Below are 25,876 nucleotides of genomic sequence, written 5' to 3'. Positions count from 1 at the left end.
AAACCGGGCAATTTGAAACTATGTCGCTGCCCCAGTTGCTGAAATATGTCTATAATAACGGAACCGATGAGGTAATCCGTAGGGGGAAGCGCATCTTTGCGACTGGTGGTGTGGAGTTGTTAGAAGCTGATCCTGTATTGAAATCAGCCACTTTCCGGGTAAAGAGCGATACCCATGCGAATTATTATCGCGTATCTATTAACAAGTATCACGAAACGGGCATTATGTCTGTTCGTTGCCAGTGTCCCTACAACCTGGGAGATATCTGCCGGCATGAAGCCGCAGCCATGTTCCAGTTGCAGGAAATGCTTGATAAGAATCACTTCGAGAGCTTCGATACTCAGTATAACCAGCAGCATACGCTGGTGAAAATGAAGTTCATCGATATGAAATCGCTGAAGCTCCTTACCTCCACTGAAATATTCCAGGAAGCTGAAAAAATAGCTAAACCTGCAAAGGCATTTAAAATCACTTCTGCAAAGGATGAAAAGGTAGAAGCTACGCTGAAATATGAAGGGCAGGAATACCCCTTGATCATCCAGCGTAATGAAGAGCGGTTCTTTGATACTGCCTGTACCTGCGATGAGACAGAGCATGCCATTTGTAAGCATAAAACGGCGCTGTTTCTCAGCCTTCTGAATAACCACGGTCCATATTATTTTGATACCCTGCGTAACTGGGACAAGGAAAAGAATAAACTTCTGGCCCTGTATGGCTATTCACTCGAAGACGACCTGGAAGGGAAGTTTACCTTCAGCTATATGGAGGGCAAGCCCTATCTGCGTGTACTCGATCCCAGTATCAAACGTGTGGATGCCGCCGTTGCTACCAGACAGCCGGCCGCCCCCCCTCCTGCTGCGGAAGAGGCTAATACCATTACACAGCGTATCGGAGTTGTATTTAACGCCAACGAACCATTATATCCCTTCTTCCGGGTAGACCTTGTGAGCGGAGAGGTGAATGATGAACAAAGCGAATTTGTATCACTTGTCAATAAACTGGACCTGTCCAAGTATGTTGACTTCTATTTATATAAAGAGGCTGACCGTGACCTGATCACGCCTGTACGTAAGGTACAGGGTATAGAAGTCAGCAAGTTCCTGAGCAAAAATTCTCCTTTTGCCGGCATCTGGGAAAACATTACCCATAATGATAATGAGTCAGATCTGCCGACAGAGACAAAGGAGCTGATGCTGGAATACCTGCATCCTAAATTTGCCAAGCTGTTTCCCCAGATGGCAGCCCACGGATTGTTATTCCTGTTGCCCAACCGGCAACAGTTCAAAACGAAGAATCTTCAGCCAATACACCTTGCCGGAGACAGGTTGCAGCCGGTATTTAAAACGCATACAGCGCCTGACGTTGTGGAAGTGACCTGTCATGTGGAAATAGAGGGAGAACTGGTAAATGTATCGGCCAATGAATGGGATAGCCCTATATTGTTCCTGAAGAACAAAGTATTGTATCTCTTTGAAAATCCGCAGGATGCATTACATGTGGAATTATTCCGCGAAAGCGGTAAGATCCGTATACCTGCCGATCAATGGAGTACCTATCTCCAGGACTACCTTCTACCACTGAGCAAGCAATATCAGATACAATTTGACAGTTCGCTGCTGGCAGAGGTAGATGATATTCTGCCTGAATGCAGGGTATTTCTACGTGAAGTGGGTGAGACATTCATTATTCAGCCAGGCTTTGCTTATCATGGTCAGGAAGTGGAATGGAATGATGACGGAAAAATCACTGTGCAGGAAGGTAACAAGGTACTTATTATCCACAGGAACAAAGAGGCAGAGCAACAATTTGTTGAGAAGCTGAGTGCCCTGCATACCAATTTTACACAGCCTAATTCAAATAATTACTTCTATCTGAAGGCGAAAGAAGCGCTGAAAAACAACTGGTTTTTCCTCTTCTTTGATACCCTGAAGGAAATGAATGTACGTGTATTTGGATTTGAGAACCTTAAAAATTTCAAATTCAGCGCACATAAACCTGTTACTAACCTTCAGATCAGCTCAGGTATTGACTGGTTTGACGCACAGATTGAAGTAGTCTATGGTGATCAGAAGGTAAGCATACGGGAGATAAAACAAGCCCTAACAGGTAAACAGAATTACGTGCAGCTGGCAGATGGTTCATTGGGACTGTTGCCGGAAGAGTGGCTGAAAAAGTATTCCCTGTTGTTCAAGATCGGGGAAGAAAAAGACAAAGGTGCGCTGAAACTGAGTAAGTATAACTTCAGCGTTATTGATGAACTATATGAGTTCATCGACGATGAAACCGTATTGCAGGAGTTAGAGCAAAAGCGCCGCAAGCTGTTGCAGTTTGACGAGATCCGTAATATACAGCTGCCTCATAACCTGCAGGCCACCCTGCGTCCATACCAGGAAAGTGGTTTCCAATGGCTGAACTACCTGGATGAGGTGAAGTGGGGCGGTATCCTGGCCGATGATATGGGTCTTGGTAAGACTATCCAGGCACTGACGTTTATCCAGCATTATAAGAACAAGAATGATGATAAGTGTCTGGCACTCGTGGTATGTCCTACTACCCTGATCTATAACTGGGAGAATGAGATCCGGAAGTTTACGCCTACCATGACATATCATATTCATCACGGCCCTACCCGCCTGAAGACGGCAGAGGAATTGATGAAGTTTGATATCCTGATCACCACTTATGGCACCCTCCGCAGCGATGTACAGACGCTGATGAAACTGGATCTGGACTATGTGGTACTGGATGAATCCCAGGCTATTAAGAATCCGCAGAGTAAGGTAACCAAGGCTGCGCAACTGCTGAATACCAGGAACAAACTGGCATTGAGCGGTACGCCGATGCAGAATAATACTTTTGATATCTATGCACAGATGAACTTCCTGAATCCCGGCATGCTGGGTAGCGTAGACTTCTTCCGGAATGAATTTGCCACGCCTATTGACAAGTTCCAGGATGAAGAGCGTAAGGACCATCTGCGTAAGCTGATCTATCCTTTCATCCTGCGCCGTACGAAGGAGCAGGTGGCCAAAGACCTGCCGGAGAAAATTGAGACAGTCATCTTCTGTGAAATGGATGCAGAACAGCGACATATATACGATGCATACCGGAACTCTTACAGGTCCAAGATATTGGGTGTTATTGAGGATCAAGGTATGGAACGTTCTCAGCTGACCATCCTCCAGGGTCTGATGAAACTGCGTCAGATCTGTGACTCTCCGGCTATTCTGAATGAAGCGGAACAGTATCCGAATCACTCAGTAAAGCTGCATGAGCTTACCCGTGAGATGTCAGAAAATATCAGCAACCACAAGGTGTTGATTTTCTCACAGTTCCTGGGTATGCTGGGGCTGATCCGTGAGAAGCTGCAGCATATGAAGGTGGCTTTTGAGTATTTCGACGGTAGTACATCCGCCACAGAGCGTGAGCGTGCTATTCAGAACTTCCAGACCAATGACGACTGCAGGGTGTTCCTGATCTCGCTGAAAGCGGGAGGTGTGGGTCTTAACCTGACAGCGGCAGACTATGTATATATCGTAGATCCGTGGTGGAACCCGGCAGTAGAGCAACAGGCGATTGACCGTACGCACCGTATCGGGCAGACGAAGAATATCTTTGCCTATAGAATGATCTGTAAAGATTCTGTAGAGGAAAAGATACTCCAGCTTCAGGAGCGTAAGAAGTCGCTGGTGAAAGAGATCATAGCAGATGATTCGGGATTTGTGAAGAAGCTGACCAAAGAAGATGTGTTATATCTCTTTAGTTAATAAGGGGATGCTATATAAAAAAGCAGGCTGTCAGTTACTGGCAGCCTGCTTTTTCCTGTAAGCGTGGGATGGAAGCCGATATAGGGCAGAATATATTAGAAAAGGATATGTCTTTATGATGAGATGATAAAAAGCGGTAATAGAAGAAGACAGATATTTTATAAATATTTTAACCCTTGGTTTTATTCCTATTCCATTAAATTTGCCTAATATTCTTTTTCAAGACTTTATACTTAAACATGAAGAAATTATTCATTTCGCTGGGACTGATGGCGGCTTCACTGGGTGGTTTTGCACAGGATGCCAAGAATGCAGTTGCTAATACTGCCATGGGAGCAGCCTCACATTCCAAGGATTTCTTAGTGATTCAGTTAGGATATGTTGGATTGTCAGGCACAGGAGCCGGTAACATTAAGACAGGTTTTAACCGTCAGCTTAATATTGCCCTTATGTATGACATTCCTATGCAGAAAACGAATTTCAGTCTTGCAGCAGGTTTGGGAATAGGGTCTGATCACTATCAGCTGAATGATATGAGCCTGGATCTGAGGAATACATCTTCAGTACCTAACTTCCAGGAAACTGATACCTATAGCAAATTCAAACTGGCTGCGACCTATGTGGAAATACCACTGGAGCTGCGCTACCGCCAGGTACCGGATAATGCGAACAAAGGGTTTAAAGTGGGTTTTGGTCTGAAGGTAGGTAACCTGATCAACGCACATACCCGTTCTGTAGAAAACCTGGGAGGTTCCAAACTGATAGAAAAAGAGGCAAGCAAACGTCTTTTCAATACCTGGCGCTTCTCGGGTACTGCAAGAGTAGGCTATGGCAACTTTGCAGTATATGGTACTTATGCCCTGAATGGTATATTTAAGGAGAACGGTACCTATGATGTAAATCCTTACTCATTTGGATTCATGATCAGCGGTTTATAGGCAGATCTTAATAATATTTGAAAGGGCTGTATCATCAATGATACAGCCCTTTTTGATGTATAGCCATTGGCCGTTTAAGCGCCTTTGAACACAGGTTTACGTTTTTCCAGGAAGGCCTGGATTCCTTCTTTATTATCAGCAGTATTTCCTGCTATTTCCTGGCAATAAGCCTCATAGTCCAGTACAGCGTCCAGGTTTTCAGTCATACCTTTTGTCAGCATTTTCTTTAGCAGGGCGATAGCTTTGGTGGGTGCGCCGGCATAGAAAGCCGCTTCAGCCCTGACAGTACTTTCCAGTTCCGCTGGTGGTACCACCTTATTAACAAACCCCAACTGCATAGCTTCCTGCGCCGACAGTTTTGTTGCTTTAGTAGCCAGTTCAAATGCCTTATGATATCCAACAGTACGGGGAAGGAAGTAAGACGATCCTGAGTCCAGCACCAGCGCGATATTAATAAATATCTCTACCATTGCGGCCGTCTCGCTGGCAATAATTACATCACAGGCCAGCGCCAGTGAGCATCCCGCACCAGCGGCAATACCATTCAGCTGGCAGATTACAGGCTTGGGCATATTGCGTATAGCCCTGATAATAGGATTATACCGCTTATGCAGTGATTCACTTAAGTTACGTTTTTCGCCATTCATTGCAGCCTTGAGGTCCTGGCCGCTGCAGAAGGCTTTACCAGCTCCGGTAAGTATGACAGCCCTGACGGCCGCGTCTTTTTCTACCTGCCGGAGGGCATCCTGTAATTCATAACTCAGCGGATCATTAAATGCATTGTATACATCCGGGCGATTGAGGGTGATGGTAGCAATACCTTCCTGGATGTCGAGCAAGAGAGAGGTAAACATAACGTTTCGGGGAATTTATAAATAATGATAAAGAGCAGTCAGGCCACTAAAGGCCTGACTGCTGATATTATATACTTACAGCGTTTCTTTCAGCCATTGGAAGAACTCCCGTTGCCATACCAGGGCATTTTGTGCCTTCAGTACCCAGTGGTTTTCTTCAGGGAAGTAAAGCAGTTTGCTTTTGATACCTTTCAGCTGTGCCAGCTGGAAGGCCTGTAGCCCTTGTTCGATGCCTACACGGAAGTCGGTGCCACCCTGAACAATCATAATCGGAGTATTCCATTTATTGGCATATTCACTTGGATTATACTCCTTATAGATCTTTGCATTAGCCGGATCCCAGTAAGGGCCTATATCCCAGTTGGCGAACCAGAGTTCTTCAGTGGTGCCATACCAGCTTTTCAGGTCAAACAGGCCGTCATGAGCTATAAAGCTTTTGAAGCGGTTGTTATGAATACCTGCAAGCATAAACACCGAGTATCCACCATAGCTGGCACCAACAGCTCCCAGGCGGCTTTTATCAACATAGGGTTCCTGGCTTACCGCATCGATAGCACTCAGGTAATCCCGGATGGGTTGTCCGCCCCAGTCTTTACTAATAGCGGCGTTCCATTCTACACCATGGCCTGGCATACCGCGACGGTTAGGAGCTACTACTATATACCCCTGTGAGGCCATCAGCTGGAAGTTCCAGCGGTAGGAATAGAATTGGGACAATGCAGACTGTGGTCCTCCCTGGCAGTATAGCAGGGTAGGATATTTCTTGGCCGGGTCGAAATCAGGAGGGAATATTACCCATGCCAGCATTTCTTTATTATCGGTAGTCTTTATCCAGCGTTTTTCCACTTTACACATACCGGTTTTATCGTAGGTCTCCTTATTGACGGTAGTGAGTGGCTGGAGTGTACCTTTAGGCAATTGAACGGTATATAACTCTGCCGCGTGGTTCATATCGGTACGGCTTACTACGAGCGTATTGCCTGCCTGTCCTACAATACCATTAATATCGAAGTCGCCTGTGGTTATCTGGCGGATGTGTTTAGCATTGGTAGTAGCCATATCCTTCTGCAGGGTAACTTCATGCAGGTGTTCGGTACCTTTTACTACTGCCAGGAAGAACAGCTGTTTATTATCCTTGCTCCAGGAAATGGATGCAACAGTACCATCCCAGTCCTTGGTAAGGTTAGTACGGGTACCGGTTGTACGGTTTAGAACAATGATATCGTTTTTATCAGCCTCAAAGCCGTCTTTTGCCATACCCAGCCATGCCAGGTATTTACCATCAGGGCTGAAGGATGGACTGGTATTGTAGCCAGCCAGCCCTTCGGACAGGTTTTTGGTAGTGCGGCTTTCAAGGTTGTATTCGTAGATATTGGTATTGGTGCTTACCGCGTAATCTTTACCAAACTTCTTTTTTGTAACATAGAGGATGCTTTTGCCATCCGGGCTCCAGATAACGTCTTCCGCACCCCCGAAAGGCATCTGTGGGCTATCATGCAGTTCGCCCTCCATAATGTCGATGGGTGTGCCTACTTTGCCATTATCGTATGTAGCAAAGAAGATATGCTGGAAGTTGCCATCTTCCCAGGTATCCCAGTGCCGATAGTTGAGGTTGTCATAGATCTGCACATTAGATTTAGGGAGGTCAGGATAGATGTCGCTACCACTTATCTTCTTCAGTTTCACTTCTTTGGAGAAGAGAATATGCTTTCCGTCGGGGGATATACGCATATTTTGCAGGCCACCTTCTACATTGGTGATCTGGGTAGCGCCGGTACCGTCAGCATTGATCTCCCATCTTTGTCCTTTGTAGACATAAGCGATTTTTTGTCCGCCGAGAGGGCTTACTTCGCCTTCTGCTCCAGGTTCTTTGGTAATCTGGAGGGCAGTTCCACCTGCCAGGGGGATTGCAAAGAGGTCTCTGTCGCTTTTGTTTTCTGCGATATTGTACCTTGCTACGCTGTAGATAACTGTCTTTCCGTCTGCCGTGATCGCCTCGCCGCTAACTCTGCCCAATTGCCAGAGCAGCTCAGGCGTCATTTTCTGCTGGGCCGCTGCCATAGATGATATAAAAAGTGTTGTTAACAAAAGTGATTTGTGCATGTTCAGATTCTGTTTGGAAGCTAAATGTAGGGAAAATAGTGCTATGGACTAATTCCATACCTTTGCAGTAAATTTTTATATACTTTGATTGAAAAGAAACAAGTAGTACAACAGGAAGAGCGGGCTGTAATTGTGGGACTGATACATAAGGAGCAGACGGAGCGTCAGGTACAGGAGTATCTGGACGAGCTGGTGTTCCTTGCTGAGACAGCCGGCGCAATAACTGTAAAAAGGTTTACCCAAAAACTCTCCCACCCTGACAGAGCGACTTTTGTCGGGAAGGGTAAGCTTGAAGAAATCAAGGATTTCATTACAGGTAGAAATATTAATCTGGTCATATTCGATGATGAGCTGACCGGTTCGCAGATAGCAAACATAGAAAAGGTACTGAATGTGAAGGTGATTGACCGTAGTGACCTTATTCTGGACATCTTTGCCCGTCGCGCCCGTACAGCCCAGGCGAAGGTGCAGGTAGAACTGGCACAATACCAGTATATCCTGCCCCGTCTGAGAGGTATGTGGAGTCACCTGGAACGGCAGGGAGGTGGTATCGGTAGCCGTGGTCCTGGTGAAACGGAGATTGAGACTGACCGTCGTATTATTAAGGATAAGATTGCTTTATTGAGAAAGCGGTTGGCTGAGATTGATAAACAATCACTTACGCAGCGTAAAGATCGTGGTGAGTACATTCGTGTGGCCCTGGTCGGTTATACCAACGTGGGTAAGAGTACGATCATGAATCTGCTGAGTAAAAGTGAGGTGTTTGCAGAGAATAAACTGTTTGCCACCTTGGATACTACTACTCGTAAGGTAGTATTTGACCAAACAGCTTTTCTGTTGAGTGACACCGTAGGGTTTATCAGGAAACTGCCGCATCACCTGGTAGAGAGCTTTAAGTCTACCCTTGACGAGGTGCGGGAAAGCGATATTCTGCTTCATGTAGTGGATATTTCACATCCGCAGTATGAAGATCAGGTAGAGGTCGTGAATCGCACGCTGCAGGAGCTGAAAGCTTTTGATAAGCCAAGTATCATGATTTTCAATAAGATGGACTTGTATGAGCAGCAGACATTCGACAAGTGGTTGGCCGAGGATGTGAAGCAGGATATTCTGAATCAGCTGAAGGAGAACTGGCAGACAAGAACTCATGGTAATTGTGTCTTTATTTCTGCCCTGGAGCGTAAGAATATTGATGAACTGCGTCAGACTATTCTGAGCAAGGTAATAGAGCTATATAGAGTGCGTTACCCATACAAGAGCGAATATTTCTATTAATCAGTAGCATGGCTAAACAATACAACTGGCATCGTTTATCAGACCTGTATGCAAGGGAGGGCGAGATTGGGGTCCTGGAGGTGCAGGGCAAAAAGATCTGTTACACAAAGTATCAGGAGCAGTTTTATGCCTTTGCCTATAAGTGTCCGCATGCAAGCGGCATTATGGCGGATGGGTTTATGGATGATGCCGGTAATGTTGTTTGTCCGCTGCACAGGTATCGTTTTAGTATCAAGAACGGGTATAATAGCAGCGGAGAAGGCTTTTACCTCAAGACTTATCCATTAGAGCAGCGTTCAGACGGTCTCTATATTGGATTAGAGAAATCGAGCCTGTTTGGCTGGTAACCCTGTTAATTTTCTATTAAAAGCCCCTTCTGTTTTGCGGATATGCAGTCAGAGCCGTAATTTTTCCCCATGGCAGTTAATTCTATTTCCGAGAAACAAGTTTGGCGGGTGATGGTTGGTTTGCTGGTGTTTGTGCACATGACGGGTCTACCTGTAACCATAATGGAGCCTGATGGGGCACTGTATGCAGGTATAGCCAAGCATATGGTGCAGCATCATGATTACCTGAATCTGGTAGCAGATGGCCGTGACTGGCTGGACAAACCGCATTTCCCTTTCTGGATGGCAGCACTCTCCTATCTGCTGTTCGGGTTTACCAGTTTTGCCTATAAGCTGCCGGCATTTCTGTTTCTGATGATGGGAGCTGTATATACTTACAGGTTTGCGAAAGCGCTCAATGTATATAACGAAAGAGTAGCACGATGGTCAGTATGTATATTCCTGTCGGCAGAGCACCTGGTGATATCGAGTACGGACGTACGGGCGGAGCCTTATCTTACGGGCCTGATTATAGCCAGTGTATACCATCTGTATAAGCGGCAGTTGTTGCCGGGCGCATTATTTGCCGCCTGTGCGGTAATGACGAAGGGGCCTTTTGCATTAGTGCCTATTGGCTTTGCAATTATAGGCGATCATGTATTTACAGGCAGATGGAAGCAACTGTTTCACTGGCATTGGCTGGTAACAGCTCTTTTGATTTTAGTATTTATCAGCCCTGAATTATATGCTTTGTATCAACAGTTCGATGCGCATCCGGAGAAGGTGGTATTTGGGCAGACAGGTGTATCAGGTATCCGTTTCTTTTTCTGGGATAGTCAGTTTGGCAGGTTTATGAATAGCGGGCCTATCAAAGGCCATGGCGATCCTTCCTTTTTCCTCCATACAGTACTATGGGCATTTCTGCCTTGGTCGATCTTCCTGTATGTAGCAATTGTACAGTTCTTTCGTCGCCGTGGGAAGTCTGCCGTGGAGTATTATTGTATTAGCGCTGCGTTATCGACGTTCCTGTTATTTTCCTTGTCAAAGTTTCAGCTACCGCATTATCTGAATATCATCTTTCCCTTTTTTGCTATTCTAACAGCGAAGTATATAGTAGACGATGTGCCCGAAAGAGCCTTTCGTATAACTCAGCATATCCTGATGGGTATCATGGGTATCGCTATTGTCGGTTTATGGGCGCTTTACAGGCCTGAAATCCATTTATGGGCAGTTATACTTATTATGATAGGGATTGCGGCATTTATATGGCTTCCTTTGCAAGGAACGGCACGTGTATTTTTCCGTACCTGCATGGCCGGAGTTATTCTGAATATATTTTTAAATGGACTATTCTATCCGGACGTGCTGAGATATCAAAGTGGAAGTACAGCAGCTTTTTATGCAAATAAGGAACTGAAAGGTGCAGCGGTCGGCTTTTATGGAGTGAACTCATACGCGATGGAATATTATCTGGATGCTCCGCTGCTTAGATATGATACCGTTCCGGCCGGGCCATCTATTGTCTTTACGTCAGCAGAGCATAGGGATTCGTTGGTGGCTGGAGGACGGCGTATTAAGGAGTTAAAGACCTTCTCTCAGTTCCCGGTGACTCGTCTGGATCTGAAGTTTGTAAATTTTTTCTCTCGGGAATCCTCTCTGGATAAGCGTTTCTTAATTTTGGTTGATCCTTTTTGAAAAAAAATCTAAAAAGGATTTGGCGGGAATAAGAAAATATCTATCTTTGCAATCCCGAAACGGGAAAACAAATTTCTCAAACGGGAAAAGAAATTCCTCCTTAGCTCAGTTGGTTAGAGCATCTGACTGTTAATCAGAGGGTCGTTGGTTCAAGTCCAACAGGGGGAGCGAAAAGGAAAGGCTTGCAGTAATGCAGGCCTTTTTTATTTTAGCTTTTGCTGCATTTATGTCTTTTAGTTAGTTCATGATGTTATTAAAACGGATATTCTTATTAGTCACCATTCTCTTTCTGGCTAACCGTTGCCAAGCCCAGCTATCTCTCCCGCTATTTGATTCCCGCTTCAATATGCTTGTTTATGAACATGTGGATAAAATGCCTCTTTTCCCGGGAGGTGACATGGCACTTGCAAAATTCCTCAGCAAGATTAGATATCCGAAAGAGCAGTTGGACTACCACGGGAAATTGCATCTTTCATTTATTGTCGATGCTGAAGGCAATGTACTTGATAAATGCATTCATAACAAAAAGGCAGCAGATTACACTTTGCTGGATAAGGAAGGCATCATGCTGCTGAACCGGATGCCTAAATGGATACCAGGCCAGCTGAATGGAAAGAATGTAGCTGTTAGGGTCCTGATCCCCATGAAAATCTGTTTGCAGGTCGATTAGTGAGATATACTATACTACATACTAACCCCGATGCTGACTATTCAGACGTTCTTTATTCTCATTTATCAGCTGATTTGGCTTGTCAGTAAGCCAAGAAGTCAAAATCTGGATATGCTCTGTTAAATACCATGAAACGCTTGCATTAAATCAAAGCTACCTTAGGAGCAGCCAAAATTGTTACATCTATTAACCCAACAAAGATGACAAAACTTATCCTCTGTCTGACTGCTGCTGTAAGCGCAATTTTCTATTCCTGCGATAAGAAAACTGCTGTTGATTCATTAAAAAAACTGGTCGCGGCTGACAAACCTATTTATATTCCAAAAGTGATCTGGAACGTCCCAACAAATAATGATTATAATAATGATGCTAGTCTCTATAGCCATAATCGCAAGGGAGAAACAGCAAATTTCGCAGCATTCTGGGCGAAGGACTTCGGGACTACACCTTCTAGTAATATAGATCCTAATAAGCGGTTTGACCTAACCCTAATCCTTCCAGAATGTGAAAGGTTCTATCAGTATTATACAGATACTCTGCAATTTGTCGAAAGAGGACGATCTATTGCGGATAGCTTCAAAACGCTTATCTATATTACCAACTCCACCGACGGTACCGCTTACGGTGGTGGAGCAGAGAATAAGGTAGGTATACTTTGGGTTACTCCTCCACGTATAAACACACAGCCATTTGGAGCTGTTGCGCATGAATTAGGGCATGTATTTCAATATTTTGTACAGTCAGACGGTAACTGGGGGTATTCCAGTTCTCCAACCGGCAGTAATGGTCAGACTATATTTGAAATGACAGCTCAATATATGCTTTGGCAGGTATACCCTACCTGGCTGGCATTTGAAAATTATCATCTTCAGGCGTTTATGAAGAATACGCACTACGCATTTCTGCATGAAATTAATCAATACCACTCCCCTTTTGTACTGGAATACTGGTCTGATAAGAGAGGGAAAAACTTTATAGGTAAGCTCTGGAAAGGGGCCCGCCGAGGAGAAGATCCGGTGGCTACATATAAACGAATGACTCAGTTGAGCCAGCAGGCATTTAATGATGAAATATTTGACGCTAATAGGCGATTTATTACCTGGGACATGTCCCGTATACAGTCAGTAGCCAGCCAATATGCCAATCAGCACCTTTCATCTCTCAGTGCTGCTGGCAACGGTTGGTATAGGATCCGGCCGGAGGTATGCCCACAGAATTATGGCTACAATGCTATTAAACTGGATGTGCCGGCGGCAGGTACTAATATTAGGCTGCAATTCAAGGGGATTGCCGGACAATCTGGTTACAGGAGTATAAAGGTAGATAAAGCAGGCTGGAGGTACGGATTTCTTGCAGTTAAAACGGATGGCTCAAGAGTATATGGAGATGTCAATCGAAGTTCCAATGGTGAAGCCAGGTTTACTATACCTGCAAATACTGCGTTCTTATGGTTCGTGGTAAGTGGAGCTCCTACCGAACATTGGGAACATTTAAATGATAATAATGATAGCAATGATGAGCAGTGGCCGTATGAAATTAAATTGGAAGGTACAGCTATAAATAACAGTTTTATAAAATAGTATCTGTAAACTTACTAACAGACAGACATCGCCTAACAATCATATCGGGACGACTTCTGTCTATTAGTAGGTTGGTTAATACTTTGAAAATACTTATCGGCTGTTTGCTATACTGTAGTATGCGGGATACAACTTTCTATACATTATATAAGTAATGCTGATGGCGGTGAATGCTACGATAGCGTCTATGCTGGCTGCAAACGTAAGTACTGCTAGTTTTGAGCAGAATGCGAAAATGATATCAAAGAAGATGCCTGCGAATACCCATTCCTTTAGCCTTAGTAGTCTGTCGGGCGTCAGTAGTACAATAACACCGGTTAGTTTAGCGACACCTAGTATATAGATGAAATGAGAAGGATATCCAAGTTGCACCGTGATGTCCCATACAATCGGATTTTTAGTTACTTCAAAAAAGCCACTTGCTCCGAACCATAATGAAATGAAGACAGCGCCTGCCCAGTAAATTGCTTTTGTTGTTTTTATGTTCATGATCTTGCTGGTTTTATGTTATTTGTTGATACAAAATTGTTGTAAAGCCAGCAGGTTAAGGAGCGCTTTCTGTTTAGGTGGACAAAATCATCTGGCAGTTAGACAATTCAAGCCATTAATACAGGATATGCCTTTTAATTGGTTAACGTAAAACGAACAAGCAAGTAGGTATGCAGGATTTGAGGAGCAAGATAAGCTAATGCCTCCATTGCTCGCAGACCTTTCCTAGGGAAAGAGGTAGCAGGACCAATGGCATTGTCGGTATGGCCAGTTAACTACCGGCGGTAGTATAGTTCCCCCTCATCCAGGCACCTGAGGGAGATGTTCTGAATATGTGTTGTAACAGATTGGTGGTAGTGACCATAATACCACTCTTTTAAGCCCTTTTTAGCTACGTAGGCCAAAACAGCGTCCATCTGCTCCCGTTCTGAGAGAAGTGCTGTTTTTAGGTCTTTTCCTGCGATTTGCTCCCTATTGATGTAATGTTCAACCACCGGTGTAAGCACATACGGCCAGCATGAAGCAGGAGCTATATGAGAGACGACTATATCTACAGATTCCCTGCAGGCATGTATCAATGCCTTCTTACGGTATACGAAGACTTCATCTGGCCAATAGTCTTTTCTAATAGTCCGGCTGCTCCTGTCAATAGAAATTCCTCCGCCTATGAACAATATGCGTTGCCCTTCTATAGTCAGTACTTCATAATCTTCAACAAGAAGTACATGTGTCAGGCCCAATTTCCTGCCATTTGTCCAATACCATTTATTATCGTGATTGCCACGAATAATATATAGTTTGATATCACGTTCCTTAAGGAACGCATTGATACGTTGGAGCGCCTGTATATCATCTGTTAAAGGTGCAAAGCCCAATCCCCAATCACCAACCTGAATAATGTGCTCATTGGTTACTGCCCTTTTAACGATGTGGTATAATAATGAAGGATATCCTCCATGGAGATCCCCTACGAATATCATGATGATTAATTAATCCAGTGAAGAAAAGTTCATTGCATGCAATGACTAATCATCCCGCAGTATTGCTGGTAATACCATACCTCCTCTTGTAATCTTTTCATTTACACTATCAACAAGACCTGCACCCCGGTGCATTCTTGTTGCGATCATCACAGCTGTTTCAAACCCGGGGATGGTTACTGTGTTGATAATATCTTCCTGTATTGTTACTGCAATACCCATCAGGGTGTTTACATAAACCATATAGCTTAGTTTTAATGTACTATTTTGTTTGCGCAGGAGGTACTTGCAAAGGCATAAGGCTTAGCCCGAAAGGTGAAACCCATTCCCATGATATACCCCATTGCTTCTTTCAATGCATCATTACTTTTGAAATTCGGATTAGTGTTGATATCCGCATGTACTTCCATGTCAACATTGTACTCAGTAAAAATGTGACATAGTGAGTATGCTACTTCAATACTTCTGCCTACTTCTTCCAGCATCCGTTCTTTAATGCTCATCTTGCGCTGTGTACTGAAGTTGTGGATATACATAAAACCACCTTTCCCTTTTCTCAGGAACACGATTACGGTTGCAAATTCAGTGATCCGGCCCTTCACCTGGCTATCTGTACCGATACAGACTTTTAACTCGTTGCCGGCTTCTCTTTCCACTATCAGCATATCACTGATTTCATCTGCTATTGCCCGTTGAATTTCATCACCGTTGAACCGTCTCCATTTGTTAATGTGTTGCATTGTCAAGTCATATTTATTGCTAGTAAATTTTATCAGGGTGTCAGGGGGGATCGAACCCTCAGCTCCCGATTCACATTCGGGTGTTTTGCCATTAAACTACTGACACCATTTATTGATTCCAGACTCAGATTCGAACTAAGAACATCACAGTCAAAGTGTGATATGTTAACCGTTACACTATCCGGAAGTATTCGTTGATCTGACCGGATTTGAACCGGTAACCTGCTGCGTATAAGGCAGTTGCTCTCACCATTGAGCTACAGATCAATCTGTATTATTATACCTGGCTGCAACGCCTGTTATTACAGTGTTTTGTTGCGTACAGGGCATACTTTCTCCATCACAGGACACCAGGTCCAGTGCAGGTGGCAGATATTAAAAAACCCGGCCGTTGTAACGACCGGGTTCTTATATCTGTACTGAAAATAGCTACTGCTGAATCAGACTATATAATATCTGGTCGTTGGAGAAATAGATCATGTTTATAGCCCACATGTAGCCACGCGCAGAGATCCGGCATGCTCAGAGGCTGTGCTGTTCTAATCCCGGTAAATCGTATCGATGATAATCGTGTATACATAAGAGACTGAATATGGGGTGAAATAAATAAGCCCCGCAATTGCTTGCAGGGCTTGAGTTATATCGAGTTAGTTTTTTAAACTATATCATAGCAATAACAGCCCTGGCTTCAGCACAGTCCATCACCGGACCGAATGTGCCTTTGCGTTCAATATGTAGCTGTATGCGTAACATCGTTATTGTTTGATTTAATTTTAACGATGCAAAGATCAGACTATTTTTTAAATATTAGCAATTTCTCTAAAGATATTTTTTAAAAAAAATATACCTTGTTATATATAAGCTGAATACCAATGAATGACGTGATAGAAGCCAGATTACAGACGCTTGAGCAAGATAAAAATGTCAACATTCTATATGCATGCGAGTCGGGCAGTCGTGCCTGGGGATTCGCCTCTCCCGATAGTGATTACGACGTACGTTTTATATATGCACAACCCGTTAGCGAATACCTTAGTATAAATGACAGAAAAGATGTAATAGAATTGCCCGTTAATGAGGTGCTGGATATCAGCGGATGGGATATCAGAAAGGTATTACAGTTATACCTTAAATCCAATCCACCGTTATATGAGTGGCTACAATCATCCATCGTATATAAAGAACAAAGTGGACTAAGAGCTGAACTACTGCAATTTTCGAGTAAATACTTCTCCGGCCGCGCAGGATGCCACCACTACATCTCCATGGCCTGGAATACTTTTGAACATGAGCTCCAGGGAGAACAGGTAAGGATCAAAAAGTACTTCTATGCTTTGCGCCCTGCCCTGGCTGCACAATGGATTATCCAACGGAAAACAATGCCGCCTATTACTTTCGATGAACTGCGAACTATAATAACTGACCATACATGGCATACTATTGTCGATGAACTGTTAGAACAAAAGAAAGTATCAGACGAAAAGACGCTGATTGCTCCTTTGCCTGTGTTGCAACAATGGATAGCTGAAACAATTGCCCTCTGTAAAGAGCAGGCAGCTTATATAGCACCGCTGCAAAACAATGCTGATGAACTAAACCAACTATTCAGAAAGTATATAGCCCTATGACACTCGAACAGCTACAAACAGACACAAAAGACCTGCTATTTAAATGTATCAGTGGCAGCAGGGCACAGCAATTGCACTCCCCTACTTCGGATACAGATATAAAAGGCATCTTTGTATTGCCGGCCAGAGAACTGTATGGGTTGACCTACATTCCACAGATAGCCAATGCTACAAATGACGAAGTGTATTATGAAATTGGCCGCTTTATAGACCTGCTCACAAAGAATAATCCCAACATTATTGAACTGGTCAGTACACCCGATGACTGTATCCTGTTCCGTCACCCACTGATGGATGAGATTAATCCGGAGCACTTTCTGTCAAAGCTATGCAAGGATACCTTTGCCGGCTACGCAGCCTCTCAGATAAAAAAGGCGAAGGGCCTGAATAAGAAGATACACCGCCCTGTAGAAAGCAAACGGAAGTCTATTCTTGATTTCTGCTATGTTATCCAAGGGAATGGAAGTATGCCGCTCAGGAAATGGCTTGACAGTAACAATTATCAACAGGAAGACTGCGGACTGACCCAGCTAGATCACTTCAGGGATGTATACCTGCTGTTTCATCAGCATCAGATCAAAGACGGCAGCTTCCTTAAAGGTATTGCTTCCGGCGATACTGCCAATGATGTACAACTGAGTTCTATACCTGTAGCTGTACCGCACCTCGCTGTAATGAACTTTAATAAAGACGGCTACTCCGTCTACTGCCGGGAATACCTCGAATACTGGGAATGGGTTGAAAAGAGAAATGATACCCGTTACCAGAACACAATGAGTCACGGTAAAAACTACGATGCCAAGAACATGATGCATACCTTCCGGCTATTAAGTATGGCTGCTGAAATTGCAACGGAACACCAGGTACATGTACAACGGAAGGACCGTGATCTGTTATTACAGATAAAGCGAGGCGAATTTGAGTACGAAGACCTGCTGAAAATGGTCAATGAGAAAATGGAAAAAATGGACGATCTCTACGCTAAATCAGGCTTACCTGATACTCCTGACATCCAGATGGCAGAACAGGTGCTGGTTAATATCAGAGCGAAGTTTTACAAACACTATCTATGAATGTAGTCACTCACCAACAGCTGTTGCAAGCGCAAGGCTTCACTGTTATAGACGATATCTTTACCAATGCCGAAGTAGCATCTCTTATAGCTATTATACAAAGGGCTGATAGTTCAAATGACACCTTTCGCAAAACCAAGGATTTGTTTGCTATCCGGCAGTTTCTGAAGGAAGTACCGGATGTCGTTCCCTTTGTATTTAACGATATGCTGAAAGATACTATCTATCGTTTGTTCGGAGATGGGTATAAACCAGTAAAGTCTATCTACTTTGATAAGCCGGGAGCGTCCAACTGGTTTGTTGCTTATCATCAGGACCTGACTGTCTCGGTAAAGGAGAAGGCGGATGTTCCGGGCTTTGGCCCCTGGACGGTCAAACAGCAGCAATATGCAGTACAGCCTCCCTTGCCTGTACTTGAAAGCAACTTTACAGTACGTATACACCTGGATGATACGGATGAGCATAATGGTGCGCTTAGGGTCATCCCCGGTTCACATAATAAAGGCATCTATAGGCCGGAGACGATTGATTGGTCCATTGAAACGGAAGTAAGCTGCCCTGTACCAAAAGGCGGTATAATGATTATGCGTCCTTTGCTGTTACATGCTTCCAGCAGAACAACCAATAACCACAAAAGAAGGGTTATCCACATTGAGTTCAGTAAGGAAGTACTACCAGCGCCACTGGAATGGTCAGAGCTGATGCGCTGAGGCTTGCCGGTATTTACGTATGAAATACCATATGCTGATAGTAGTAGCTACAATGCCAATGCATCCGGAAATAAGTACCAGCTGTGTGTAAAACTGCAGCCAGTTAGTCTGAACCCGGAAGATGGATCTGGTTAGTAATACTCCTACACTACCCAGATATCCAAAGGAGTCCGCCAGGTAAATGAGGAAGCCTACATTCCCGGAAAACCGAAAGGTGGCTATGAACCTGTCAAACAGTATACTGTTAAACGGGATATATACCATGAAAAGCCCCAGGCCTACCAGCACCATCCAGCTATACAAGGATAACAGCTGTTGTAAATAGCCGATGGTAGCTGCCAGTGAAATGATGAAGCCGAGCAACATGATGATCTGTGTGAGCACAAAAGCACGGTAGTTGTTCTGCAGGAATATCATGGAAGCAATCATTACCAGAATGACCAGTGATATGGTAGTCTCGGTAGCGGTAAAGGTGGCGGCATTATATTCTTCCCCCGAGGCGCGCCACATATCCGCCATAAAACTATCTCTTACTTCTCTGAGAATGGTAACAAGTATATAGATGATTATCAGTGTGACCAGTCCGGGTAGGAACCTGGCTATAAGCTGCTTCCTTTCCTGCGCCGGCATCGGTAACCTGTGCATTCGCAAGGCCTCATCTTCCTTATCCGGCGGAGGGATCTTTTCCAGCAGGTAGATGAAGAGGATGAGTGGCAGTATAAATATAGCTCCTACTGTAAATGGCATCCAGTATTGGCTTACTGACAGCGACTGCATTACCCATTGTGCTGTTGACTTTGCCAAGCCGGAGGCGAATATAAAGCTCACTGCCAGGGCGGCACTGATCAGGTCTGTCGTCTTTCTGCCTTCTACAAAGGAAAAGACAACTCCCCACAACATGCCAAGGGGAAACCCATTAAAGAACAGGCTCCAGGCATTATAAGGAGGTGGTATCAGGGCAAACAGCAGCCAGGCCAGCCAGGAAATGGCTACAAGTAGCAGTATCAGCCTTCCTCTTCCCACCCTTTTCATCTCAGATATAAAGCGTATACCGTAAAATTTGCTGGCCATATATCCCGCTACCTGGGTAATGACAAGTACAATTTTATAGTCTATACCAAGGATAGTGTACCCTTCGTAAGGCGCTACATTGAATGCTTTACGGAAAGCAAAGATGCAGGTATATGCGGCAAAGGGCACAACTGCCGAGAAAATAGCGATGGTGAGTTGCCGGGGTGAAAGACCGGTTGATACTGACTGATGCAAGTGAACAGGTTGATGGTACCTGTTAAAAATAGTGATTAATTGCGCTCGAGGAATACAGCTTTTTCCTGTATCGGGATCTGTTTCCGGAAAGAAGAGCGGAAGCCGCCATTTACAATGTCTCCTGTTATGGTTACCAGGTAGTGTTTTGTGTGGAACTTGCTGGTATTGAAGGTGAACGTAAAATGCTGGTCCTGTTTCAGTGGTTGCAGCACTTTTGACGGACGAGGAAGGGCATTATAGGATGTGGCCTCACAATTATTGGCATTTTCTCTTACCGCTACTGGTAATACAGGCAGTGAATTAACGGGTGCTACATTCACCTCCAGATTGTTCAGATAGACTGCCTCCCGGATGTCCTCGAAGGTAAGCACTACACTCAACTCTTTGTCTTTATTGATAAGAATCTCGGGTACTGCTGAAAAATAAGGTGCAATTGTCGTGTAGGCACTGGTACGATCGTATAGCACTATCGTATCCAATTTATAGGAAAACAGGAAGTAACCACAGATCGCTGTGGCGGTCACAATAAAGATGGTAATGCCATACTTGAGCATGAGTTAAAAATATCACCGATTACCGGGAATGGAAATCCCTGAAAACAGGGGTTTTATGTTGAAAAAGTAAGGGACGACAGCGTCACCCCTTACCTGCTGGTACGAATATCTGTTTAAGCTGACCTACCAGGTCTCCTCCCCCGCTCACTGAAATGCTGCTGATCTTATCAGCAATCTTTTCCACGTATTCCATTTCTTTCAGCTTGAAGAGCATCTCATTTTCTTCCATCAACCGTGCTGTATTCAACAGGCTACGGGTGCTGGCTGTTTCTTCTCTTCTCATGATTGTGTTGGCCTGGGCTTTCTTTTCCGCAATCAGTACCTGGTTCATGATCTCTTTTACATCTCCAGGTAGTATGATGTCGCGGATACCGCAATCCACCAGTTCTACTCCCAGTCTGGCTGCCTTATCTTTCACCAGGTTCATCACCATTGGTGAAATATCGTCCCGTTTATCCAGCAACTCATCAAGTGTATAGGTAGATATCTGTTCCCGCAGTGCCAGTTGCAGCAATACATACAATTGTTTCTCGTATTCTTTGTTCTCTACCAGTTTATAGATATCAGCATTGCTGTATCGCAGGGTGAAGTTGATACGGATGTTAGCCTTATCCTTCGTCAGGATTTCCTGACCATTGATCTCCATCTGCGACTGGCGCATATCTGTCTTATATACAGTCAGTGCTATAGGGTTCTTCCAGAAATAATGGATCCCAGCAGCCAGTTCTGCTTTGAAATTACCATCTACATATAGTAGTCCTTTCTCGTAAGATTCTACATTAAACACTCTCACATAGGCCTGCAATTCCTGTTTTAGCAATATAGCCCGTTCAATAGGTTCGGTGATCTCATACTTAGACAGATCAGCCATAACTATCTTCCGCTTCAGCGGACCTTTCCAGAAAGCATATTCTCCCGGACCATAAGCGCCTTTCAGCAATCCGTTTTCATACACAATGGCCAGTTCATGCTGTAGTACATTGACCATTTCCAGCTTGCCTGCCAGTTTCTCCTGCTGCAGAAATGTAGTTATATCAATGGTAGCTACCAGCGGAGCTGACATATCATAGACCTTATAGCTACGGTCTGCCGCACCTTTCCAGTATGCATATTTACCTACTGTCAGCACTGAATGCAACAGGTTATTTTCAAATACCACGCCCACTTCATGCTGCTTTACATTTATAACATCCAACATACTTGCCAGTCTTCCGTTCTGCAGTAAGACGTTAAGGTCATCTTCCGGCAGGAAAGGTTTATACATATCGTATATCACGTGCTTACGCTCTACCAATCCTTTCCAGAAGCCGTATTTACCTACAGTCAGTACGGAATGCAGCAGGCCGTTTTCATATACCAGTGCCACTTCCTGCTGGTTAACGGTAATTACGTCCAGCGCTTCTGCCAGATCTTTATTCTGTAGTAAGATATTCAGGTCAATAGTTGGGGTGAAGGGCTTGAACATGTCGTAGTTAACAACTACGTCTCCTGATTTGGTCCAGTGAGTACCTTCATTTAACAGCTTTACATATCGGTTGTCTCTGAAAACCAATGCTTTATTATATGCGGCTACTTTTATTCGAGATATCATAATTAGTTAGTTTTAAGGGTATTGTGTATAGTGTATAGGATGATTTTATTCGTTGTTATAAACATCCAGGATCAGAACCGGGGTAACTGGTACCTGCGGAAGCGGGCTTGAGTTGCTGGCAGTATAACATGACGCGGGTGATGATAACCGGTGTGCTAAATAGAACAAGGGCATCAAAGGTATAGGGATGAACCGGTTACCAGCCTACTATCAGTTATACGTTCAACAACGGTATCTGCCTTTTTCAAGGCGGTAGCAATCGGATATAATGACCTTTTGCCATCTATCCAGGCTGCTGATCCTGTTGTTTGTATGTGAGACGGATTAATTAAGGCAGATCCGTCATCTGCCTGGCTAAAAGCCTGGATTATCAGTCCAGTGTATAAATGAACCCCTTCAGGTTCGGTGCTAATCTATTGCTCTACCAACTGAGCTATCCTGATCATTCAGGAGCAGGAATCGAACCTGCGACCCATAGAACCCTAAGCAAACAATTGTCCTGCTGTCTTGGAAGCATATTACCAGCCATCGGCCGCAATACTATGAATGCTCTCAGAAGCCTTCATCCGGTCCGCCACAGCTCAAAAAATTGTGTCATCAACGACGACAATACAAAGATGAAACGCATGTGCGCACTTTTTTTGCGCATTAGAATATTTTTTCTACTTTTTGAAAAATTAGCTGAATGCCTGTTAATAAAAATGCCCTTATACGCTATCGAACAATTGATTCCTGCCTCCGTAACCGCAGGCGAAGATGGACTTTGCACGACCTGATAGATGCTGTCAGCGACGCACTGTACGAATATGAAGGCATCCATAAAGGCATCAGCAGGCGCGCCATACAAATGGATATACAGGCTATGCGCAGTGATAAACTTGGGTACAGCGCCCCTATTATCGTCATAGAAAAAAAGTACTATACCTACGAAGATCCGGAGTATAGCATCACCAACATTCCACTGAGTGAAGTAGATCTCAGCCGGATGAACGAAGCGGTAGAAGTACTGAAGCAATTCAAAGGATTTTCTCATTTCAACAGCCTCAATGAGGTAGTACAAAAACTGGAAGATCATGTCTATGCTGCATCAAATAATACCCGCTCGGTAATAGAATTTGAAAAGAATGAACGCCTGAAAGGGTTGGAATACCTGGACATACTTTATCAATCCGTAGTACAGAAAAAGGTAGTACGGATTGCCTACCAGTCTTTTAAGGCAAAAACCGGTAACTCATTTGAGTATCATGTATGGTGGTTAAAGGAGTTTAAAAACCGCTGGTTTGCAGTCGGCGTAAAAGGAAAAGGACACGTACTGATGCACCTGGCACTAGACAGAATAGCAGAATTAGAACTTTTGGACGGCCCTTTGTATATTGAGAATGAGGATGTAGAACCGGCTGATTATTACAAACATGTAGTCGGCGTGACCGTTTCCAGTAATCTGCGTGTCCAGAATGTCAGGATACTTGTTACACATGAACACGCACCATACATTCTTACGAAACCTATGCACCATTCCCAGGAGCTCCTCGAGACCCGGGAAGATGGTATTATTATTAATCTGAAGGTCCAACAGAATTTTGAACTCGAAAGGGAAATCCTGGGGTATGCGGAGGGTATGATCGTGCTCTCACCTCATTCTCTCAGAGACAGAATCCAAAAGAAATTAAAGCGGGGAGTACAGAATTACGACAACCCGGAATAGTTCCACAAATCTGAAAAATGAAATCTAAGCTAATTTGTTTGTTATTACTGTTTGCATGTAAAGTATCACTTGCCGGACCGCCCCGGGATAGTTTATTAAACAGGCTAAATCAGACAATTGAAAATGCCCGCGTTTATGATGAAGAAAAGATCAAACAAATCAATATACTAAGACAGACGTTGTCTTCCGGCAAACACCTGCCGGAAGAGCAGCAGTTCAAGATATGCCAGCAGTTATATGAACAATTTAAAGTTTTTAAATATGACTCTGCCTTCGCCTATGCCCGAAAGCTGCATGAACTAGCCAGGCAAATGAACGATTCACAGCGGGTAAACTATGCGGTAGTAAAACTGGGCTTTGTATTGTTGTCTTCAGGCATGTTCAGAGAAGCCGGCGACTATCTGCTCAATGTGAACGTGCATTCCCTGCCGGATACTGCCCGGGCAGAATACTATTCCCTGATGGGAAGGTACTACTACGACATGTCTGACTATAGCAGTGATACCTATTTCGCCCCGGCTTATACCCGCCAGGGGAATATCTACATAGACTCCGCGCTGATGTTATATAAACCACATTCTTTCTATTATGACTATAGCTATGGATTAATGTATCAGAAAAAGCAGATGCTGGATAGTGCCAAGCACTATTATACGCTGACGGTCGCACACCCGGACCTGACCATGCATCAACAGGCTATTGCCACATCTTCATTAGGTAACATCTATATCCGTACGGGTAACCAGGACAGCGCTATTATGATGATGACCCGGGCAGCGATGGCTGATATCATGTCCAGCACCAAGGAAACTACTGCCATGTTCATCCTGGCAGAGCTGCTGTTTAAGGAACGTGATGTTAAACATGCATCCAGGTACATCGAATATGCGGTAGCGGATGCCTCGTTTTATGGTGCCCGGCTCAGAAAGGTGCAGGTCAGCGCCATTCTGCCCATTATTGAGGTGGAAAAAATCAACACTGTTGAAGCCCAGAAGAAGCTTTTATTCGTGTATTCTGCCATTGCTACCCTCCTGCTCCTGGCCCTTATATGGCTTGCTATCATTATATCCCGGCAGTATAAAAAGCTGCAGGCGGCTCAGCAGGTTATTACTTCGGCACACGCATTGCAGCAGGAAATCAATGATAAGTTGATGGAAGCCAATAAGATCAAGGAAGAATATATCGGTTACTGTTTTCAGATCAATTCCTCCTACCTGGACAAGATTAAGAAGTTCAAAAAGCTGGCTGATCAGAAACTAACGGATAATAAATATGCGGAAGTCAGATACCTGGTCAATAATATTGACCTGAAAGAAGAAAGAGATGAGTTATTCAGAAACTTCGACCGCATCTTCCTGAAAATATTTCCCAACTTTGTAACTGTCTTCAATTCCTTCTTTAAAGAGGAAGACAGGATCCGGTTAAAAGACAACGAATTACTTAATACAGACCTCCGGATCTTTGCTTTGATCAGAATAGGCATCAGCGATAATGTGAAAATTGCACAGATCCTTGAATACTCAGTTAACACTATTTACACATATAAAACGAAGATTAAGAACAAGGCCATCATTCCAAAAGAAGAGTTTGAGGAACGACTAATGGACATCAAAGCCCTCTGAAACGGGGGTGAAAATGATAAGAAAACCCGGGTATTATCGTTATATATGTATAATGATAATGTGAATACAATGAATTGTTAATCAGTAAATTAAAACTTATGTATCCATCTTTTCAGCCAATATTTTCTATATATTGATCATATAAATTGTTAACCTGTTTCATGCAGGCTTACTTTGACCCAATCAACCGCAGCCAGAATCAATCGGTGATGTAGCAACCAGTGAGACCACGTTAGATCAATGTCAGCAATATCCGTTATGAAACAATTACTGCCAAGCCCTAATTCGATTTAGTCAGGGCCTTCGCGTG

21 protein-coding genes and 3 tRNA genes are annotated in these 25,876 nt (G+C 44.0%); 13 read left to right on the top strand and 11 right to left on the bottom strand.

Annotated elements, in window-relative coordinates:
• The first annotated feature begins 20 nt into the window (after positions 1 to 20).
• Both K1Y79_RS16550 and K1Y79_RS16545 read left to right on the top strand, forming a co-directional pair.
• Positions 21 to 3,767, top strand: a complete 3,747-nt coding sequence (locus K1Y79_RS16550) for a DEAD/DEAH box helicase (RefSeq protein WP_220251276.1) — start codon at positions 21 to 23, stop codon at positions 3,765 to 3,767.
• A 239-nt stretch (positions 3,768 to 4,006) separates the two neighbouring features.
• A complete protein-coding gene (locus K1Y79_RS16545; protein ID WP_220251275.1) occupies positions 4,007 to 4,705 on the top strand; it encodes an outer membrane beta-barrel protein in 699 nt (232 codons plus the stop codon).
• 74 nt (positions 4,706 to 4,779) lie between these two features.
• On the opposite strand, the gene K1Y79_RS16540 is transcribed toward K1Y79_RS16545, so the two are convergent.
• Positions 4,780 to 5,559 (bottom strand): enoyl-CoA hydratase-related protein, encoded by a 780-nt coding sequence (locus K1Y79_RS16540; protein WP_220251274.1) that lies wholly within the window; start codon positions 5,557 to 5,559, stop codon positions 4,780 to 4,782.
• Between the two features lie 75 nt (positions 5,560 to 5,634).
• Positions 5,635 to 7,662: a S9 family peptidase gene (locus K1Y79_RS16535; protein ID WP_220251273.1), complete on the bottom strand. Its 2,028-nt coding sequence runs from the start codon at positions 7,660 to 7,662 to the stop codon at positions 5,635 to 5,637.
• Between the two features lie 84 nt (positions 7,663 to 7,746).
• Here K1Y79_RS16535 and hflX point away from each other — a divergent pair, with 84 nt between their 5' ends.
• The 6 genes from hflX (at position 7,747) to K1Y79_RS16505 (ending at position 13,208) form a co-directional block, all read left to right on the top strand.
• Positions 7,747 to 8,937 (top strand): GTPase HflX, encoded by a 1,191-nt coding sequence (gene hflX, locus K1Y79_RS16530; RefSeq protein ID WP_220251272.1) that lies wholly within the window; start codon positions 7,747 to 7,749, stop codon positions 8,935 to 8,937.
• An 8-nt stretch (positions 8,938 to 8,945) separates the two neighbouring features.
• On the top strand, positions 8,946 to 9,284 hold the full coding sequence (locus K1Y79_RS16525; RefSeq protein ID WP_220251271.1) for a Rieske (2Fe-2S) protein: 339 nt from the start codon (positions 8,946 to 8,948) through the stop codon (positions 9,282 to 9,284).
• Between the two features lie 69 nt (positions 9,285 to 9,353).
• The gene (locus K1Y79_RS16520) at positions 9,354 to 10,958 is read left to right on the top strand and encodes an ArnT family glycosyltransferase (RefSeq protein WP_236059673.1); all 1,605 of its coding nucleotides are present in this window, start codon (positions 9,354 to 9,356) and stop codon (positions 10,956 to 10,958) included.
• A 94-nt stretch (positions 10,959 to 11,052) separates the two neighbouring features.
• Positions 11,053 to 11,126 (top strand) — tRNA-Asn (locus K1Y79_RS16515).
• A gap of 76 nt (positions 11,127 to 11,202) precedes the next feature.
• Positions 11,203 to 11,628 carry an energy transducer TonB gene (locus K1Y79_RS16510; protein ID WP_220251270.1) on the top strand — a complete coding sequence of 142 codons (426 nt, stop codon included), beginning with the start codon at positions 11,203 to 11,205 and terminating at the stop codon, positions 11,626 to 11,628.
• 200 nt (positions 11,629 to 11,828) lie between these two features.
• Positions 11,829 to 13,208, top strand: a complete 1,380-nt coding sequence (locus K1Y79_RS16505; RefSeq protein WP_220251269.1) for a DUF6055 domain-containing protein — start codon at positions 11,829 to 11,831, stop codon at positions 13,206 to 13,208.
• A 93-nt stretch (positions 13,209 to 13,301) separates the two neighbouring features.
• Here K1Y79_RS16505 and K1Y79_RS16500 read toward each other — a convergent pair whose 3' ends face one another.
• The 6 genes from K1Y79_RS16500 to K1Y79_RS16475 form a co-directional block, all read right to left on the bottom strand.
• Positions 13,302 to 13,697, bottom strand: coding sequence for a DoxX family protein (locus tag K1Y79_RS16500; RefSeq protein WP_220251268.1), 396 nt, complete (start codon positions 13,695 to 13,697; stop codon positions 13,302 to 13,304).
• A gap of 275 nt (positions 13,698 to 13,972) precedes the next feature.
• Positions 13,973 to 14,677 (bottom strand): metallophosphoesterase, encoded by a 705-nt coding sequence (locus tag K1Y79_RS16495; RefSeq protein ID WP_220251267.1) that lies wholly within the window; start codon positions 14,675 to 14,677, stop codon positions 13,973 to 13,975.
• A gap of 45 nt (positions 14,678 to 14,722) precedes the next feature.
• On the bottom strand, positions 14,723 to 14,920 hold the full coding sequence (locus K1Y79_RS16490; RefSeq protein WP_220251266.1) for a hypothetical protein: 198 nt from the start codon (positions 14,918 to 14,920) through the stop codon (positions 14,723 to 14,725).
• A gap of 11 nt (positions 14,921 to 14,931) precedes the next feature.
• Positions 14,932 to 15,417: a ribonuclease H-like YkuK family protein gene (locus K1Y79_RS16485; RefSeq protein WP_220251265.1), complete on the bottom strand. Its 486-nt coding sequence runs from the start codon at positions 15,415 to 15,417 to the stop codon at positions 14,932 to 14,934.
• A gap of 36 nt (positions 15,418 to 15,453) precedes the next feature.
• A tRNA-His gene (locus K1Y79_RS16480) sits at positions 15,454 to 15,523 on the bottom strand.
• An 88-nt stretch (positions 15,524 to 15,611) separates the two neighbouring features.
• A tRNA-Ile gene (locus K1Y79_RS16475) sits at positions 15,612 to 15,684 on the bottom strand.
• Positions 15,685 to 16,289: 605 nt separating this feature from the next.
• Between K1Y79_RS16475 and K1Y79_RS16470 the strand changes: the two genes are divergently transcribed.
• The 3 genes from K1Y79_RS16470 to K1Y79_RS16460 are packed head-to-tail and all read left to right on the top strand — an operon-like array spanning position 16,290 to position 18,828.
• Positions 16,290 to 17,045 carry a nucleotidyltransferase domain-containing protein gene (locus tag K1Y79_RS16470; protein WP_220251264.1) on the top strand — a complete coding sequence of 252 codons (756 nt, stop codon included), beginning with the start codon at positions 16,290 to 16,292 and terminating at the stop codon, positions 17,043 to 17,045.
• The gene (locus K1Y79_RS16465; RefSeq protein WP_220251263.1) at positions 17,042 to 18,118 is read left to right on the top strand and encodes a DNA polymerase beta superfamily protein; all 1,077 of its coding nucleotides are present in this window, start codon (positions 17,042 to 17,044) and stop codon (positions 18,116 to 18,118) included. The genes K1Y79_RS16470 and K1Y79_RS16465 overlap by 4 nt, the downstream gene beginning before the upstream one ends.
• Positions 18,115 to 18,828: a phytanoyl-CoA dioxygenase family protein gene (locus K1Y79_RS16460; RefSeq protein ID WP_220251262.1), complete on the top strand. Its 714-nt coding sequence runs from the start codon at positions 18,115 to 18,117 to the stop codon at positions 18,826 to 18,828. The genes K1Y79_RS16465 and K1Y79_RS16460 overlap by 4 nt, the downstream gene beginning before the upstream one ends.
• On the opposite strand, the gene K1Y79_RS16455 is transcribed toward K1Y79_RS16460, so the two are convergent.
• The 3 genes from K1Y79_RS16455 to K1Y79_RS16445 form a co-directional block, all read right to left on the bottom strand.
• Positions 18,811 to 20,094 (bottom strand): DUF5690 family protein, encoded by a 1,284-nt coding sequence (locus tag K1Y79_RS16455; protein ID WP_220251261.1) that lies wholly within the window; start codon positions 20,092 to 20,094, stop codon positions 18,811 to 18,813. The genes K1Y79_RS16460 and K1Y79_RS16455 overlap by 18 nt on opposite strands.
• A 35-nt stretch (positions 20,095 to 20,129) precedes the next feature.
• On the bottom strand, positions 20,130 to 20,648 hold the full coding sequence (locus K1Y79_RS16450) for a hypothetical protein (RefSeq protein ID WP_220251260.1): 519 nt from the start codon (positions 20,646 to 20,648) through the stop codon (positions 20,130 to 20,132).
• A gap of 82 nt (positions 20,649 to 20,730) precedes the next feature.
• Positions 20,731 to 22,239 (bottom strand): slipin family protein, encoded by a 1,509-nt coding sequence (locus tag K1Y79_RS16445; RefSeq protein WP_236059671.1) that lies wholly within the window; start codon positions 22,237 to 22,239, stop codon positions 20,731 to 20,733.
• A gap of 685 nt (positions 22,240 to 22,924) precedes the next feature.
• Between K1Y79_RS16445 and K1Y79_RS16440 the strand changes: the two genes are divergently transcribed.
• Entirely contained in the window at positions 22,925 to 23,944 is a 1,020-nt protein-coding gene (locus K1Y79_RS16440; protein ID WP_220251259.1) for a helix-turn-helix transcriptional regulator, read from the top strand.
• A 17-nt stretch (positions 23,945 to 23,961) separates the two neighbouring features.
• Positions 23,962 to 25,566, top strand: a complete 1,605-nt coding sequence (locus K1Y79_RS16435; RefSeq protein WP_220251258.1) for a DUF6377 domain-containing protein — start codon at positions 23,962 to 23,964, stop codon at positions 25,564 to 25,566.
• The last annotated feature ends 310 nt before the right edge of the window (positions 25,567 to 25,876 follow it).

It is taken from the genome of Chitinophaga rhizophila, assembly GCF_019492185.1.
GTDB lineage: Bacteria > Bacteroidota > Bacteroidia > Chitinophagales > Chitinophagaceae > Chitinophaga > Chitinophaga rhizophila.
This window is presented reverse-complemented; position numbering and strand designations above follow the sequence as displayed.